This is a genomic window from Sphingopyxis sp. JAI108 (genome assembly GCF_013410105.1).
In the GTDB taxonomy this organism is placed as follows: domain Bacteria; phylum Pseudomonadota; class Alphaproteobacteria; order Sphingomonadales; family Sphingomonadaceae; genus Sphingopyxis; species Sphingopyxis chilensis.
This window is the reverse complement of the sequence record NZ_JACCCJ010000001.1, coordinates 2,011,994-2,027,788: the sequence shown is the minus strand read 5'-3', so window position 1 is coordinate 2,027,788 and position 15,795 is coordinate 2,011,994. Positions and strand designations below refer to the sequence as shown.

Here is a 15,795-nt window from a genome sequence, read left to right as displayed (position 1 = left end):
AAATGCGAAGATTCTTGGCGGCGGTGCTTCTGTGCACCGCGGCGGCGGGGTGCAGCGCGCCCGCGACCACGCAAACCACCGACCAATTGCCAAAGGATCTGAATGTGCTGTTCTGGACCCAGGATCAACGCGACGCCGCCTTCCGCACGATGGAGACGGTGCCAAAGGTCGCCGTGAATATGGTAGAGGCGGGCGATGCGGTCTATCCGCTGCCGCAGGGCGCGCCGATCGATCTTGGCACCGATGTCGATGCCTATATGGCGAAGCAGCGCAACGCCGGGTTGATCATCGTTCAGGACGGCAAGATCCGGCTCGAGAAATATGCGTTGGGCTATGGTGCCGCGGGGCGCTGGACGAGTTTCTCGGTCGCAAAGAGCTTCACCTCGACCCTCGTCGGCGCGGCGGTGAAGGACGGCTATATCAAGAGCCTCGACGACAAGGTCACCGCCTATATCCCGGGGCTCAAGGGCTCGGCCTATGACGATGTCAGCGTGCGGGAGCTGCTGACGATGACTTCGGGCGTCAAATGGAACGAGGGTTATACCGACCCCAAGTCCGACGTGGCGCAGTTCAACCTGCAAAGGCCTGTCGAGGGCGAAGACATAACTGTAAGCTATATGAAGAGCTTACCGCGCGAAGCACCCGCAGGTTCGACGTGGGTTTACAAGACCGGCGAGACCAATTTGATCGGCGTGCTCGTATCGAGCGCGACCGGCAAGACGCTGTCACAATATCTGTCCGAAAAAATCTGGAAGCCGTTCGGTATGGAACAGGATGCGGTATGGATGCTCGGGCCGACGGGACATGAGATCAGCGGCTGCTGCATGTCGGCGAGCCTCAAGGATTATGCGCGTTTTGGGCAGTTCATCCTGAACGGCGGTGTTGCGGGGGGCGAGAAGGTGCTGCCCGACGACTGGATTGCGTCGGCGACCACGAAGCAGGCGGGAATCGACGTGCCGGGGCGCGGCTATGGCTATCAATGGTGGACGAACGACGACGGCAGTTTTGCCGCGCAGGGCATTTTCGGGCAGGGGATTTTCATCGACCCGAAGAGAAAGCTGGTGATCGCGTCGAACGGCAACTGGCCGACCGCGACCGATCCCGAAGGCGTCGGCGCCGCGCGCGAAGCATTCTACAAGAGCGTGCAGGCGGCGGTGGATAAAGAGGCTGCAAACTGATTTTGTCATCCCGGCCTTCGCTGGGATGACAATTGTTCAGTCGATGGCGATGCTCGTCGCGCGCTGGGCCAGCCAGACCGCGACCAGCGGTACGGCGACGGCCAGCGCCATGATCCACCAACTGTCGGCGAGGGTGACCGCGCGATAGAGCGCCGCGCCAATGACGGCGCCCGCGACGATCCAGCCCGGACCGGTGCCGGCCGACACGCGCATCGCGAGCCAGCCGCCCGCAAAACTGCCGATGAACCAGCCGGCAATGAGCGAGATCGTCGATCCGATGGGGATCAGGATTTCGCCGCTGTCCGGATCGTAAACGTCAGGGGAAATTTCGCTGCCGGCATATTGCGCGAGCCAGATCAGTCCGAAAGCGACGACGATGCCGATGATTGCGGCAATTGCCGATCGCAAAATAGTCCTCGTCATTATTCCCGCGCCCTCGCAAACCCTCTTATGCGAGCGTCTTAGCGCAGGAAAGCGAAGATGGCGTTAAGCTTTTTTCATGACCTTGGGCAAGGCATGGAACGCCGTGCTTTCGAAGCCGTCAACCATCAGTTTTGCGACATATTCGCCGACCGCGGCGGGGTTCTTTATGCTCTGCGGATCCTCGCCGGGGTAGGCGCGCGCGCGCATCTGGGTGCGCGTGCCGCCGGGGTCGAGGATCGCGGTGCGGACGCCCGAGATATTGCGCATTTCGGCGCCATAGCTCGTCACCAGCGTCTCGAGCGCCGCCTTCGATGCGGCATAGGCGCCCCAATAGGCGCGCGGCTCGCGCGCGACGCCGCTCGACAGCGCGACCAGCCGGCCGTTTGCGGCACGGCGGAGCAGCGGGTCGAAATTGGCGATCAGCGCCTGTTGCGCGATCAGGTTGAGCGTCAGCGTCTTGTTGAATTCCTTGCCGTCGATTGCCGCGACCGGGGTCAGCGTGCCGAGCATCGCGGCGTTGAGCACGAGCATGTCGAGCTGCTGCCAGCGTTCGGCCATCGCGCTTGCGAGCCGCGCGATGCTGTCGCCATCGGTGAGGTCGAGCGGCGCGATCGTCGCGCTGCCGCCGGCGGCGTGGATGCGATCTTCGAGCTCCTCGAGCCCGCCCGCGGTGCGCGCGGTGATCACGACATGCGAGCCTCGGGCGGCGAGCGATTCGGCGATGGCTTCGCCGATGCCACGGCTCGCCCCGGTGACGAGCGCGACCTGGCCCGCCAGTTCTTCAGACGTCATATTCATTGTGTCAGACAACTCGTTCGGCAAGCAGCGAAAATTGATCTTCCAGGCCATGCTCGTCGAAATCGGTCAGCGTGGTCGGATAGTCGCCCGTGAAGCAGGCGTCGCAATATTGCGGCGCGTTCTGCTTCCGCTCGGCTTCGCCGAGTGCCCGGTAAAGGCCGTCGATGGTCAGAAAGGCGAGGCTGTCGGCATTGATGAAGTTCGCCATCTGCCCGACGCTCATTTGTGCCGCGAGCAGCTTGGCGCGTTCCGGCGTATCGACGCCATAGAAGCAGCTGTGCTGGGTCGGCGGGCTCGCGATGCGCATATGCACTTCGGCGGCACCGGCATCGCGCATCATCTGCACGATCTTGAGGCTCGTCGTGCCGCGCACGATCGAATCGTCGATTAGCACGATACGCTTGCCCGCGATCAGCGCGCGGTTGGCGTTGTGCTTCAGCTTGACACCCAGATGGCGGACCTTGTCGCCCGGCTGGATGAAGGTGCGTCCGACATAGTGCGAACGGATGATGCCGAGTTCGAACGGAATGCCCGATTCCTGCGCATAGCCGATCGCCGCGGGCGTGCCCGAATCGGGGACGGGGATGACGAGGTCGGCGTCGACCGGATTTTCGCGCGCGAGTTCGGCGCCGATCGCCTTGCGCACCGAATAGACGCTCGTGCCGTCGACGATCGAATCGGGACGCGAGAAATAGACATATTCGAAGATGCACGGGCGCGCCGACTGCTCGGCAAAGGGGCGGTGCGAGGTCAGCTGGCCGTCGCGGACGATCACGAGCTCGCCGGGTTCGACCGAGCGGACGAATTCGGCGCCGACCACGTCGAGCGCCACCGTTTCCGACGCCAGGATATGCGCATCGCCGAGCTTGCCGATGACGAGCGGGCGGATGCCGAGCGGATCGCGGCAGCCGATCATGCCTTCGGCGGTCAAACAGATCAGCGAATAAGCACCCTCGACCTGCTTCAGCGCGTCGATGAAACGATCCAGCAGCGAGCGGTAGCTCGACGTCGCAACCAGATGGATGATCACCTCGGTATCGCTGGTCGACTGGAAGATCGATCCGCGACGGACGAGCACCTTCTTCAAAGCCGCAGCGTTTGAGATGTTGCCGTTGTGCGCCACCGCGAAGCCGCCGGTCGACAAATCGGCATAGAGCGGTTGGACGTTGCGAAGCGCGGTCTCGCCCGTCGTCGAATAGCGGACATGGCCGACCGCCGACGGGCCGTCGAGCTGACGGATGATCTCGTCGCGATCGAAATTGCCCGCGACATGGCCCATCGCGCGATGGGTATGGAAATCCTTGCCGTCGAAGGCGGTGATGCCTGCGGCTTCCTGCCCGCGGTGCTGCAGAGCGTGCAGCCCCAGCGCGACAACCGCAGAAGCGCTATCGGCGCCATGAATACCAAATACGCCGCACTCCTCGCGGAGCTTGTCGTCATCGAAAGGGTGGGTCGTCAGCATGTCGATCCAAGGGGGCAGGGGGACTGCGGCGCATATAGGGAGGGCGATAACAAATGTCGCCCCCTAATCACGATATTGTCATATGCGTGGCAAGGGACGGGGTGGCAGCGGCTTCGATCCTGCTCTAAAGCGCGCTTCATGGATGACCAGCGCGACACGACCGACCGATTTCTTCCGCGTTTCGACGCCGCGGGGCTGGTGACGGCGATCGTCACCGACGCCGACACACACGTCCTGCTGATGGTCGCGCATATGAACGAAGAGGCGATCGCAAAAACGCGCGAGACGGGGCAGGCGCATTTCTGGTCGCGCTCGCGGGCGTCGCTGTGGCGCAAGGGCGAAACCTCGGGTAACGGCCTGACGCTCGTCGAGATGCGCGTCGATTGCGATCAGGACGCGCTGCTGCTGCGCGTAAGGCCCGCGGGGCCGGCGTGCCATACCGGACGCCGCTCGTGCTTCTATCGCCGCATCGAGGCGGATGGCAGCCTGACCTTTCTGGTGGACGATGCGCAGGGCTGAAATCCTTTTGGCGCTGACGGCGATGCTGCTCGCCGGCTGCGAGCGGGCCGATCCCAATTCCGACCGCAAGGGGGTCGACGCGAGCAATCCGCTCGAGCTCACGGCGCGCGAGCGGGGTATCGTGCGTCCCGATGCTGACTCGCCGACCGGCGTGTTCGAGCGCCGGCACGACCTTGGCCGCGACGCGATGTGCGTCGCTCCCGACAGCGCCGGGAAGTGGCGCTTCGCGGTCACCGCGTCCTTCGGGACGAGCCTGTCCTGCCTCGCGACCGGAACGATGACGCGCGAGGGCGGCAAGTGGCGGATGCGTTTCGCCGGCGCGGAAGGCTGCGAGGCGCTGGTCCACGAGGAAGAGGATGAGCTGCGCCTGCCCGGACGCCTGCCGCCGCAATGCGCGCGGCTGTGCCCGAACCGCGCCTCGCTTTCGGGCCTGCGCCTGCCGCGCGCGAGCTGGTCCGCCGATGATGCCAGGGGCTTGCGGATCAGCGATCGACACGGCAATATCACGCGTCCCTGTGCGGGCTGACCCGCGCCGAAATCGGACCATCCGGCGCTATTGACGTTCACGTCAACGGAAACTAGTTTCAACGGCATGACCGAACCTTACGGCCACGCCCATATCGACACGCCCGATCATCTGGGGCGCGAACAGTTCAGCATCACCGACTTGTCGACCGAGTTCGGGGTTACCGCCCGTGCGCTGCGCTTCTATGAAGACGAGGGTTTGATCAGCCCGTCGCGCAAGGGCCTGTCGCGTATCTATTCGAAGCGCGATCGCGCCCGGCTCGCGTGGATATTGCGCGCAAAGCGGACGGGGTTCAGCCTCGCCGACATTCGCGAGATGATCGACCTTTACGACGTCGGCGACGGCCGCAAATTGCAGCGGCAGGTGACGATCGAAAAGTGCGAAGAGCGTATCGCGCTCCTCCGCCGCCAGCGCGACGATATTGACAGCGCTGTAGATGAGCTGTCACGCTTCATCGATATGGTGAAGAAAGTCGATGCGGCCTGATAGGCCGCGCGACTGCTGACCCTCTGCCTCTCCCCAGGCAAGTTTGACACGCCAGAACTGCTTTTCAGAAGGATTTCCCATGCCCGTCTATCGCGCCCCTGTGCAGGACACTCTTTTCCTCCTCAACGACGTGCTCGGCGTCGAGCGCTATGCAAACCTCCCCGGCTTCGCCAATGCGACACCGGACATGATCGAGGCGGTGCTGACCGAGGCGGGGAAATTCTGCGAGGAAGTGCTGTTCCCGATCAACCAGTCGGGTGACCTCGAGGGTTGCACGCGCCACGACGATGGCAGCGTCACGACGCCGAAGGGCTTCAAGGAAGCCTATAAGGCCTATTGCGAAGCGGGCTGGACGCTGCTGACCCAGCCCGAGGAATTCGGCGGACAGGGGCTGCCGCATGTCGTGGGTTTCCCGGTCGAGGAATATCGCATGGCGGCGAACCAGGCCTTTGCAATGTATCCCGGACTGACGCAGGCAGCCGTCGCCGCGATCCTCGTCAAGGGATCAGAGGAGCAGAAGGCGACCTATGTCCCGAAGATGATCTCGGGCGAATGGGGCGGGACGATGAACCTGACCGAGCCGCATTGCGGCACCGACCTCGGCCTCATCCGCACGCGCGCGGTGCCGAACGGCGACGGCAGCTATGACGTCACAGGCACGAAGATTTTCATTTCGTCGGGTGAGCACGACCTGACCGACAACATCATTCATCTCGTCCTCGCAAAGACCCCTGACGCGCCCGACAGCGTCAAGGGCATCTCGCTGTTCATCGTGCCCAAGTTCCTCGTCAACGAAGACGGCTCGCCTGGTGAGCGTAACAGGCTGCAGTGCGGGTCGATCGAGCACAAGATGGGCATCCATGCCAATTCGACCTGTGTGATGAATTATGACGGGGCAAAGGGCTGGATGGTCGGCGAGGAGAACAAGGGGCTCGCCGCCATGTTCGTGATGATGAACGCCGCGCGCCTCGGCGTCGGCATTCAGGGTCTGGGGCAGGCCGACATCGCCTTCCAGAACGCCGTCCAATATGCGCAGGACCGCCGCCAGGGCCGTGCGCTGACCGGTCCGAAGGACCCGCAGGAAAAGGCCGACCCGCTGTTCGTCCACCCCGATGTGCGCCGCATGCTGATGGACGGCAAGGCGACGGTGGAGGGGCTGCGCGCGCTGTGCCTGTGGGGCGCGCTCCAGGTTGACCTGTCGCATCTCGCGGAAACCGAGGAAGAGCGCCAACAGGCCGACGATCTCGTCAGCCTGCTTACCCCGGTGATCAAGGGCTATGGCACCGACAAGGGCTATGACGTCGCGACGAATGCGCAGCAGGTGTTCGGTGGCCATGGCTACATCGAGGAACAGGGCATGAGCCAATATGTCCGCGATGCCCGCATCACGATGATCTACGAAGGCGCCAACGGCGTCCAGGCGATGGACCTCGTCGGCCGCAAGCTCGCGCAGAACGGCGGCCGCGCGATTCAGTCACTGTTCGCTATCGTCGATACCGAATGCGCCGCGGCAAAGGATCGTCCGGCATTGGCCGATTTCGCGGTCCGGCTCGAAAAAGCGAATGGCGAACTGAAGGCCGCGACGATGTGGTTCATGCAGAATGGTATGGCGAACCCCAATAATGTCGGCGCGGGCGCGCACCATTATATGCACATCACGGGCATCGTCGCATTGGGCCTGATGTGGCTGCGCATGGCCGAGGCGGCGCAGGTGGCGTTGGACGAAGGGCGCGGGAACAAGGACTTCCTCGAAGCCAAGATCGTGACCGCGCGCCACTTCGGCGAGCGCTTCCTGCCCGATGCGGGATCGCTCCGCCGCAAGATCGAGGCGGGCAGCGAGGCGATGATGGCGCTGACGCCCGAGCAATTCTTCGCCGCCTGAGGTGCCGCCGATGCAACCATCGCCGCCGCCAAGCGTGTCGGCGGCGATGGGGAATATCGCGCCGATCGTTGTAGAGGGCCGCAACTGCTGGCGGATCGAACGTGCCAACAAAGCGCGGATGATCGTCGATGCCGCCGATTATTTCGCGCTGCTCGAAGTGCTGATGGCGAAAGCGGAAGAGCGTATCCTGCTGATCGGCTGGGATTTCGATCCGCGTATCGCGCTGAAGCCCGATAAAGACGGCAAGGGCGAACCACTCGGCCACTATCTGCTGAAGCTCGCGCAGGACAAGCCCGAGCGCGACATCGATATCCTGCGCTGGAATTTCGGTGGGCTCAAACAGTTCGTGGTGCCGCGCATCGTGTCGATGATCGTGCGTTGGAAACTGACGCGCTCGATCAGCTTCCGCCTCGACAGCGCGCATCCGGTTGGGTGCAGCCACCATCAGAAGGTCGCGGTGTTCGACGACCATCTTGCCGTGTGCGGCGGGATCGACGTGGGCGCGCGCCGCTGGGACACGCGCGATCACAAGGATGGCGACACGCACCGCACCGCGCCCGACGGCAAGGCCTATATGCCCTGGCACGACAGCACGATGATTCTGGCCGGACCGGTGGGCGGTGCGCTCGCCGATCTCGGCAACGAGCGCTGGCAGCGCGCGACGAAAAAGCCTCTCCGCGATCTGACAGGCAAGGGAGAGAATTGGCCCGACGACCTCGAACCCGATTTCGAGGGCGTCGACGTTGCCATCTCGCGCACGCGCGCCGAATATGACGGCTACGGCGAAATCCGCGAGATCGAACAGCTTTACCTCGACATGATCGCGGCGGCGAAGCGCTTCATCTATTTCGAAAATCAATATTTCACCTGCGGCAAGATCGCCGCCGCGATCGCCGAGCGGTTGAACGAGGATGATCCACCCGAATTCGTGATGGTGATGCCCGAAACCGCCGACGGCTGGCTCGAGCAGATGGCGATGGACGCCGCGCGCGTGCAACTCGTCCGCGAAATCGCGAAGGCGAAACATGGCGATCGGCTGAAAGTCTATTTCCCCCGGACGAGGAAGGGCGAGGCCATCTATGTCCACGCCAAGACCGCGGTGGTAGACGATCGGATGATCCGCGTCGGATCCGCCAATATGAACAATCGCTCGATGGGGCTCGACAGCGAATGCGATGTGACGATCGACGCCGCGCTGCCCGCGAATGCCGGCGTCGAGCCGGTCATCCGCCGCTTGCGCGAATCGCTGATCGGCGAACATCTGGACATCGACCCGGCCGAGGTTAGCCGCCGTTTCGAGGCGACGGGGTCATTGATCGCGACGATCGAGGCGTTTCGCGGCGAAGGCCGTTCGCTCGAACTGCTCGACCTGACCAAGCCGGGGCCGTTCGACGAATTCATCGCCGAGAATGAACTGCTCGATCCGACGAGCCCCGACGAGATGTTCGAAAGCCTGACCGAGCGCGGGCTAAGGAAAAGCTGGCATCGCGGTCGCGGCTGGATGCGGCGGCATCGGCCCTTTCGGCGGAAGGCTTAGTCGGCCAGCGACAGGATGTGATGCGCCTGCTTCAAATGCGGCGCGTCGACCATCTTCCCATCGACTTGGAGCACGCCGACACCGGGGTTGGCCGCAAAGGCATCGATGATCGCCTGTGCTCGCGCCACCTCGTCGGCCGAGGGTGTGAAGGCGGCGTTGATCGGCCCGACCTGCGACGGGTGGATCGCCATCATGCCGGTAAAGCCATCGCGCCGCGCGCGGGCGGCATAGGAGGCGAGGCCTTCTTCGTCCTTGATCGCCGGGAACACGGTGTCGATCGCGGCGGTGTTCGCGCCATGCGCCGCGAACAGGGTCAGCGCGCGCGCCATTTCATAGGGTGCGGTGTAGCTGCCGTCGTCGTGCCGGCTCGTCGTCGCACCGATCGCGGCGGGTAGGTCCTCGGCGCCCCAGGTCAGGCCGAGCAGGCGGTCCTTCACTTCGCGGTAGCTGCCGAGCGTGAAGATCGCCGCGGGCGTCTCGGTCGCGATCGGCAGGATTGCGGGCATCGAGGCGTCCCGCGCCGCTTCGCTGCGCAGGATCGTGTCGAGCTGCTGGATGCTCGGCGCGCCTTCGGCCTTGGGCAGCATGATCGCGTCGGGACGGGCGCCGGCGATCGCGGCAACGTCGGCGGCGGTCAGGTGGCCGTCGAGAGGATTGACGCGCACCAGCGTGATCACGTCCCGCTCACCCGCAAGATAGTCGGCAACCGCGTGACGCGCCGCGTCCTTGTTCGCGAGCGAAACCGAATCCTCAAGGTCGAGGATGATCGCATCGGCGCCCGACGCCGCGGCCTTGGCGAAACGTTCGGGCCGGTCGCCGGGGACGAAGAGAAGGGAACGAAGTCGCATCAGTTGGCCTTCCGCTGGACAAGGGCAGAACGCTCGCATTGGCACACTAGTTCATCGCGCTGGTTGATACAGCGATGGAGGAAGGTCACGATGCCCGCGTTGGGGCGCGATTTCGACTCTTTCAGGCTGATGACTTCGCTCTCGGCGCGGAGCGTATCGCCGATGAACACAGGCTTCGGCATGACGAGCTTGTCATAACCCAAATTCGCGACGAGCGTGCCAAGCGTCGTGTCGCCGACCGACAACCCGACCATCAGGCTGAAGGTGAAGGTGCCGTTGACGAGGATCTGCCCGAACTCCGACGCCTTCGCCGCCTCGATATCGAGGTGGAGCGGCTGCGGATTGTGGGTCATCACCGTGAAGAGAAGATTGTCGGTCTCGGTCACCGTGCGACGGATGTCGTGCATCAGCGTGTCGCCGATTGCCCATTCGTCGAAATATTTGCCGGCCATTATGCTTCGTCCTTCTCGATCAGGGCGAGCAGCGCCTCGACCTGCACCTGCGAACCCGCAACTGCGTTGAGCTCGGCGACAATGCCATCGAACGGCGCGGTCAGGCTATGTTCCATCTTCATCGCTTCGAGCGTGAGCAATTTCTGCCCCTTGGTCACCTTGTCGCCCGCGGCAACATCGACCGCGATGACCTTGCCCGGCATGGGCGACAGGATCGCGCCGTCGCCCGCGGCGCCGCCGGCGCTGCCCTCGGCGCGCCAGGGTGCGAGCTGCCAGACCGAACCGCCCTCGGCAACGAGCATCGCGGGCGCGGGCTCTTCGGCGCCCGGGCCGTGCAGTTCGACCTCGACGCGCTTGCCGTCGAGCAGGAAGGGGGACGAGCGTATATCGGATGCATTGAGGCGGAAGCCCGATTGCAGCGAGCGCGGCACCATCGCCATCGCGGCGTTGGTGAGCGCTTGCGCGCTCGGCACCGGTTCCTCGGTCATCGCATCGCCGTCGCGGCCGATGAGGCCCGTATCGACCGTGCCCGCGATGAAATCGGGATGGTCGAGGGCGTTGATCAGGAAGGCCGAATTGGTCTTTACCGGCCAGATCGCGCTGTCCTCAAGCATCTCCGACAGCAATTCGCGCGCTTCCTCGCGCTCCTCGCCCCAGGCGATCACCTTGGCGATCATCGGGTCGTAGAAGGGCGAGACCTCGGCGCCTTCATAGACGCCCGTATCGACGCGGCCGATCTGTTCGGGAAGCTGAAAGAGTTCGAGCGTGCCGATGCTCGGCAGGAACCCCTTGGCGGGGTCTTCGGCATAAAGCCGCGCTTCCATCGCCCAGCCGTTGATCGCGAGTTCGTCCTGCGCGAGCGGGATCGGCTCGCCGCTCGCGACGCGAAGCTGCCATTCGACGAGATCGACGCCGGTGATCTCCTCGGTGACCGGATGCTCGACCTGCAGGCGCGTGTTCATTTCCATGAACCAGATGCGGTCGGCGCGGAGGCCTTCCGATGCGTCGGCGATGAACTCGATCGTCCCCGCGCCGACATAGTCGACCGCCTTCGCGGCGCGCACCGCCGCGGCGCAGAGGTCGGCGCGCGTCGCCTCGTCCATACCGGGGGCGGGGGCTTCCTCGATCACCTTCTGGTGGCGGCGCTGGAGCGAGCAGTCGCGTTCGAACAGGTGGACGACATTGCCGTGCGTGTCGCCGAACACCTGCACCTCGATATGGCGCGGAGTCAGGATATACTTCTCGATCAGCACATGGTCGTTGCCGAATGACGATGCCGCCTCGCGCTGGCACGAGGCGAGCGCGTCGAGAAAATCGGCTGGGGCGTCGACCTTGCGCATCCCTTTGCCGCCGCCGCCCGCGACCGCCTTGATGAGGACGGGGTAGCCGATCTGCGCGGCCTGTTCGGCGAGGAAGGCCGGATCCTGATTTTCGCCCATATAGCCCGGCGTGACCGGCACGCCCGCATCAGCCATCAGCTTCTTCGCGGCGTCCTTCAACCCCATAGCGGTGATCGAAGACGGCTTCGGCCCGACCCAAACGAGCCCGGCATCGGCGACCGCCTGCGCAAACTCGGCATTCTCGGAGAGGAAGCCATAGCCCGGATGGATCGCCTCGGCGTCCGTCGCCTTCGCGGCGGCGATGATCTTCTCGCCAACCAGATAGGATTCGCGCGCCGGCGACGGCCCGATATGCACGGCCTCGTCGGCCTCGCGCACATGCAGCGCTTTCGCATCGGCGTCCGAATAGACCGCAACGGTGCGTATGCCCATCTCGCGCGCGGTGCGGATGATACGGCAGGCGATTTCGCCGCGATTGGCGATGAGGAGGGAAGTGATCATCATCATTACATCCTGAACACGCCGAACCCGCGGTCCTCGACCGGGGCGTTCAGCGTTGCCGCGAAGGCTAGCCCAAGCACGTCGCGCGTCTGGGCGGGGTCGATGATGCCGTCGTCCCAGAGGCGAGCGGTCGCGTGGTAGGGATTGCCCTCATCCTCATATTTCTGGCGGATCGGCGCCTTGAAGGCTTGAGCCTCTTCCGGCGTCCATTTGTCGGCGTCGCGGTGGACGGTCGCCAGTACCGATGCCGCCTGTTCGCCGCCCATCACGCTGATCCGCGCATTGGGCCAGGTGAAGAGGAAGCGGGGGCTGTAGGCGCGTCCGCACATGCCGTAGTTGCCTGCGCCGAAGCTGCCGCCGATCAGCACGGTAATCTTCGGCACCGTCGCGGTTGCCACGGCCGTCACCAGCTTTGCACCATGTTTTGCAATGCCTTCGGCCTCATATTTGCCGCCGACCATGAAGCCGCTGATATTCTGGAGGAAGAGCAGGGGAATGCGCCGCTGCTGCGCGAGCTCGATGAAATGCGCGCCCTTGACCGCGCTTTCGCTGAAGAGCACGCCATTGTTCGCAAGGATCGCGACCGGAATGCCCCAGATATGCGCAAAACCGCAGACGAGCGTGCTCCCGTAATTCGCCTTGAATTCGTGAAACTCGCTGCCGTCGACGATGCGCGCGATCACCTCATGCACATCATAGGGGGCGCGGACGTCATCAGGGACGACGCCGTAAAGCTCTTCGCCATCATATTTGGGCGGGCGCGGATCTTTAAGCGCAATTTCGAAACCCTTGTCCTCGCCGAGGTGGCTGACGATGTCGCGAACGATCGTCAGCGCATGTTCGTCATTCTCGGCGAGATGGTCGACGACGCCCGACTTTTTCGCGTGCAGGTCGCCGCCGCCGAGGTCCTCGGCGCTGATTTCTTCGCCCGTCGCGGCCTTCACCAGCGGCGGGCCCGCGAGGAAGATCGTGCCCTGGTTTCGTACGATCACCGTCTCGTCCGACATCGCGGGGACATAGGCGCCGCCCGCGGTACAGCTCCCCATCACGCACGCGATCTGCGGGATGCGCTTGGCGCTCATATTCGCCTGGTTGAAGAAGATGCGCCCGAAATGGTCGCGGTCGGGAAAGACCTGGTCCTGATGCGGCAGGTTCGCGCCGCCGCTGTCGACCAGGTAGATGCAGGGCAGGCGGTTCGCCTCGGCAATCTCCTGCGCGCGCAGATGCTTCTTGACCGTCATCGGGTAGTAAGTGCCGCCCTTCACCGTCGCATCGTTGCAGACGACCATGCACTGGCGCCCCGACACGCGGCCGATCCCGCAGATCAGCCCCGCGCCGGGCACTTCGCCGTCGTATAGGTCGTTCGCCGCGAGCTGGCCGATTTCGAGGAAGGGCGAGCCCGGATCGAGCAATCGCTCGACGCGCTCGCGCGGCAGCAGCTTGCCGCGGCTCCTGTGCCGCTCTCGCGACTTTTCATTGCCGCCGAGCGCAGCTTCGGCGACCGCCGTCCGCAGCGCGTCGGTCAGCGCGCGATTATGCGCGCTGCGCGTGCGATATTCGTCGCTGTCCGCGTTGATATTCGTGCCGAGAACCGGTGCGCTCACTGTATCGTCTCTCCCTGTAGCCCGTTCGGAACTAACCCGCCGCTCGTCGATTGAAAAGCGCAGCAGGCCGAAAATGGTTGGAATTGAAACCGGATTTTCCCACGCGTCGGCCGCCTGCCTATCCGTGACAAAACAAGGTCATTTCCATGAAAAAAGCTGTCTTCGCCGTCCTCCTGTCCACCGCCGCCGTTCTCGCGGGGCCCGTCGCCTGCAGCAGCGGCAAGGATAGCTCCGCCGCTTACACGGTCGGCACCGATATCGGGATCAGCAAGGCAGCGATGGACATGAGCGCCAAGCCCGGCGACGACTTTTACGCCTATGCCAACGGGAATTGGGACAAGGCGAATGAAATTCCCGCCGACCGCTCGTCGATCGGTGCTTTTTACGTCGCGCAGCTCGAGACCGAAAAGCGCAACCGCGAACTGATCGGCGCGATCGTCCAGCAGGGCGGCGAGCCGGGGACCAACGACGGCCGCATCGCAGCATTCTACAAGGCTTACACCGATGTGAAGGCGATCGACGCCGCGGGCATGAAGCCCGTCGCCGCCGACCTCGCGCGCTTCGCCGCGATTACCGACAAGACCGCGTTGTCGAAGGTGCTCGGCGAACAGCTCCGCGCCGACGTCGATCCGCTCAACGCCACCGACTTCCAGACCGAAAATCTGTTCGGCGTGTTCGTAACGCAGGGACTCGCGACGCCGGGCGAAGTCATCCCCTATCTGTTGCAGGGCGGGCTCGGTATGCCCGAGCGCGAATATTATCTGTCGGCCGATCCCAAGATGGCGAGCATTCGTACTGCCTATCAGGACTATATCGCCAAGCTGCTGACCGCCGCCGGGCAGAGCGACGCCGCGGCGAAGGCGAAGCGCATCTATGACCTCGAGGTCAAGATCGCCAAGGCCCACGCGACGCGTGAGCAGAGCGAGGATTTCACCAAGTCGGCTGACGTCTGGGCCAAGGCCGATTTCGCCAAGAAGGCGCCCGGCATCGACTGGCCCGCGTTCATGAGCGCCGCCAAGCTTGAGGGCGCCACAAAGTTCGGCGCCTATCATGCGAAAGCGATCACCGGCCTGTCGGCGCTCGTGGCGTCCGAACCGCTCGACGCCTGGAGGGACTGGCTCGCCTTCCACCAGATCAACAGTCACGCCGACGTGCTGCCGAGCGCGATCGATAGCGCGCATTTCGCTTTCTATGGCACGACGCTCTCCGGCACGCCGCAGCAGCGCAGTCGCGAAAAGCGCGCGCTCGACGCGCTGGACACCTATCTCGGCGACGCGGTGGGCAAGGCCTATGCCGACAAATATTTCCCCGCCTCGGCCAAGGCCGAAGTCGGCGACATGGTGAAGAACATCAAGGCCGCCTTCGCGACGCGCGTGAACGGCATCGACTGGATGGCGCCCGAAACCAAGAAGGAAGCGATCAAGAAGGTCGAAACCATTGCCGTGGGCGTCGGCTACCCCGACAGCTGGCGCGACTATGGCAGCTACACGGTCAGCGCGTCCGACGCCTATGCGAACGAGGTCGCCGGACAGAAGGCCGAATATGCGCACCAGCTCGCCAAGATCGGCAAGCCGATGGACAAGGGCGAATGGTGGATGGTCCCGCAGACCGTCAACGCGGTGAACCTGCCGGTGCAGAACGCGCTGAACTTCCCCGCCGCGATCCTTCAGCCGCCCTTCTTCAATGCCACGGCCGACCCTGCGTTCAACTATGGCGCGATCGGCGCGGTGATCGGGCATGAGATCAGCCACAGCTTTGACAATAATGGCGCGGCGTTCGATTCGACCGGCGCGCTGCGCAACTGGTGGACCCCGGCGGATCTGGCGAAGTTCGACGCCGCAGGCGATGCGCTTGCCGCGCAGTTCGACACCTACAAGCCGTTTCCCGATCTGGCGGTCAACGGCAAGCTCACGCTGGGCGAGAATATCGCCGACGTGGCCGGGCTTCAGGCGGCGTACGATGCGTATCGCGCCTCGCTCGGGGGCAAGGAAGCGCCGGTGATCGACGGCTTCACTGGCGACCAGCGCTTCTTCATCGCCTATGCGCAGACCTGGGCGACCAAGATGCGCGCCGAGGCGCTGCGCGCGCGCGTCGCGACCGACGGCCATGCACCGGGCATGTACCGCGCGCTGACGGTGCGCAACCTCGACGCCTGGTACAAGGCATTTGACGTCAAGGAAGGCGACAAGCTCTACCTCGCGCCCGACAAGCGCGTGCGCGTCTGGGGATAAGGATCGGG

At 64.2% G+C, this 15,795-nt stretch carries 14 protein-coding genes; 7 read left to right on the top strand and 7 right to left on the bottom strand.

Translation table 11 applies throughout. The features are described 5' to 3' along the window. Positions 1-2 precede the first annotated feature (2 nt). Positions 3-1,178, top strand: coding sequence for a serine hydrolase (locus HDC29_RS09780; protein ID WP_179496657.1), 1,176 nt, complete (start codon positions 3-5; stop codon positions 1,176-1,178). 36 nt (positions 1,179-1,214) lie between these two features. Here the strand turns inward: HDC29_RS09780 and HDC29_RS09775 are convergent, their stop codons facing one another. From HDC29_RS09775 to purF, 3 genes are all read right to left on the bottom strand, one after another. Continuing rightward, entirely contained in the window at positions 1,215-1,601 is a 387-nt protein-coding gene (locus tag HDC29_RS09775) for a hypothetical protein (RefSeq protein WP_179496655.1), read from the bottom strand. Positions 1,602-1,664: 63 nt separating this feature from the next. Then, the gene (locus HDC29_RS09770) at positions 1,665-2,393 is read right to left on the bottom strand and encodes an SDR family NAD(P)-dependent oxidoreductase (RefSeq protein ID WP_179497426.1); all 729 of its coding nucleotides are present in this window, start codon (positions 2,391-2,393) and stop codon (positions 1,665-1,667) included. A gap of 10 nt (positions 2,394-2,403) precedes the next feature. Then, positions 2,404-3,861, bottom strand: coding sequence for an amidophosphoribosyltransferase (purF, locus tag HDC29_RS09765; protein ID WP_179496653.1), 1,458 nt, complete (start codon positions 3,859-3,861; stop codon positions 2,404-2,406). A 138-nt stretch (positions 3,862-3,999) separates the two neighbouring features. On the opposite strand from purF, the gene hisI reads away from it, so the two are divergent. From hisI to HDC29_RS09740, 5 genes are all read left to right on the top strand, one after another. After that, a complete protein-coding gene (hisI, locus tag HDC29_RS09760; RefSeq protein ID WP_179496651.1) occupies positions 4,000-4,380 on the top strand; it encodes a phosphoribosyl-AMP cyclohydrolase in 381 nt (126 codons plus the stop codon). Next, positions 4,367-4,906 (top strand): hypothetical protein, encoded by a 540-nt coding sequence (locus HDC29_RS09755; RefSeq protein WP_179496649.1) that lies wholly within the window; start codon positions 4,367-4,369, stop codon positions 4,904-4,906. Before hisI ends, HDC29_RS09755 begins: the two co-directional genes overlap by 14 nt. Before the next feature lie 66 nt (positions 4,907-4,972). Beyond that, complete coding sequence (locus HDC29_RS09750; protein ID WP_179496647.1) at positions 4,973-5,392, top strand: MerR family DNA-binding transcriptional regulator; 420 nt, start codon at positions 4,973-4,975, stop codon at positions 5,390-5,392. 79 nt (positions 5,393-5,471) lie between these two features. Next, positions 5,472-7,274, top strand: coding sequence for an acyl-CoA dehydrogenase C-terminal domain-containing protein (locus HDC29_RS09745; protein ID WP_179496645.1), 1,803 nt, complete (start codon positions 5,472-5,474; stop codon positions 7,272-7,274). Between the two features lie 10 nt (positions 7,275-7,284). Next, a complete protein-coding gene (locus HDC29_RS09740) occupies positions 7,285-8,811 on the top strand; it encodes a phospholipase D-like domain-containing protein (RefSeq protein WP_179496643.1) in 1,527 nt (508 codons plus the stop codon). On the opposite strand, the gene HDC29_RS09735 is transcribed toward HDC29_RS09740, so the two are convergent. The 4 genes from HDC29_RS09735 to HDC29_RS09720 are packed head-to-tail and all read right to left on the bottom strand — an operon-like array spanning position 8,808 to position 13,556. After that, the gene (locus HDC29_RS09735; RefSeq protein WP_179496641.1) at positions 8,808-9,659 is read right to left on the bottom strand and encodes a CoA ester lyase; all 852 of its coding nucleotides are present in this window, start codon (positions 9,657-9,659) and stop codon (positions 8,808-8,810) included. The genes HDC29_RS09740 and HDC29_RS09735 overlap by 4 nt on opposite strands. Further along, entirely contained in the window at positions 9,659-10,111 is a 453-nt protein-coding gene (locus tag HDC29_RS09730) for a MaoC family dehydratase (protein WP_179496639.1), read from the bottom strand. Before HDC29_RS09730 ends, HDC29_RS09735 begins: the two co-directional genes overlap by 1 nt. Next, a complete protein-coding gene (locus HDC29_RS09725) occupies positions 10,111-11,952 on the bottom strand; it encodes an acetyl/propionyl/methylcrotonyl-CoA carboxylase subunit alpha (protein ID WP_179497424.1) in 1,842 nt (613 codons plus the stop codon). Before HDC29_RS09725 ends, HDC29_RS09730 begins: the two co-directional genes overlap by 1 nt. Positions 11,953-11,957: 5 nt before the next feature. Then, complete coding sequence (locus HDC29_RS09720; RefSeq protein ID WP_179496637.1) at positions 11,958-13,556, bottom strand: carboxyl transferase domain-containing protein; 1,599 nt, start codon at positions 13,554-13,556, stop codon at positions 11,958-11,960. 146 nt (positions 13,557-13,702) lie between these two features. Between HDC29_RS09720 and HDC29_RS09715 the strand changes: the two genes are divergently transcribed. Next, the gene (locus tag HDC29_RS09715; protein WP_179496635.1) at positions 13,703-15,787 is read left to right on the top strand and encodes a M13 family metallopeptidase; all 2,085 of its coding nucleotides are present in this window, start codon (positions 13,703-13,705) and stop codon (positions 15,785-15,787) included. Positions 15,788-15,795 lie beyond the last annotated feature (8 nt).

Coding starts and splice junctions, on each gene's coding strand:
- HDC29_RS09780 (WP_179496657.1), top strand. CDS start 3: ATGCGAAGATTCTTGGCGGCGGTGCTTCTGTGCACCGCGGCGGCGGGG.
- HDC29_RS09775 (WP_179496655.1), bottom strand. CDS start 1,601: ATGACGAGGACTATTTTGCGATCGGCAATTGCCGCAATCATCGGCATC.
- HDC29_RS09770 (WP_179497426.1), bottom strand. CDS start 2,393: ATGACGTCTGAAGAACTGGCGGGCCAGGTCGCGCTCGTCACCGGGGCG.
- purF (WP_179496653.1), bottom strand. CDS start 3,861: ATGCTGACGACCCACCCTTTCGATGACGACAAGCTCCGCGAGGAGTGC.
- hisI (WP_179496651.1), top strand. CDS start 4,000: ATGGATGACCAGCGCGACACGACCGACCGATTTCTTCCGCGTTTCGAC.
- HDC29_RS09755 (WP_179496649.1), top strand. CDS start 4,367: ATGCGCAGGGCTGAAATCCTTTTGGCGCTGACGGCGATGCTGCTCGCC.
- HDC29_RS09750 (WP_179496647.1), top strand. CDS start 4,973: ATGACCGAACCTTACGGCCACGCCCATATCGACACGCCCGATCATCTG.
- HDC29_RS09745 (WP_179496645.1), top strand. CDS start 5,472: ATGCCCGTCTATCGCGCCCCTGTGCAGGACACTCTTTTCCTCCTCAAC.
- HDC29_RS09740 (WP_179496643.1), top strand. CDS start 7,285: ATGCAACCATCGCCGCCGCCAAGCGTGTCGGCGGCGATGGGGAATATC.
- HDC29_RS09735 (WP_179496641.1), bottom strand. CDS start 9,659: ATGCGACTTCGTTCCCTTCTCTTCGTCCCCGGCGACCGGCCCGAACGT.
- HDC29_RS09730 (WP_179496639.1), bottom strand. CDS start 10,111: ATGGCCGGCAAATATTTCGACGAATGGGCAATCGGCGACACGCTGATG.
- HDC29_RS09725 (WP_179497424.1), bottom strand. CDS start 11,952: ATGATCACTTCCCTCCTCATCGCCAATCGCGGCGAAATCGCCTGCCGT.
- HDC29_RS09715 (WP_179496635.1), top strand. CDS start 13,703: ATGAAAAAAGCTGTCTTCGCCGTCCTCCTGTCCACCGCCGCCGTTCTC.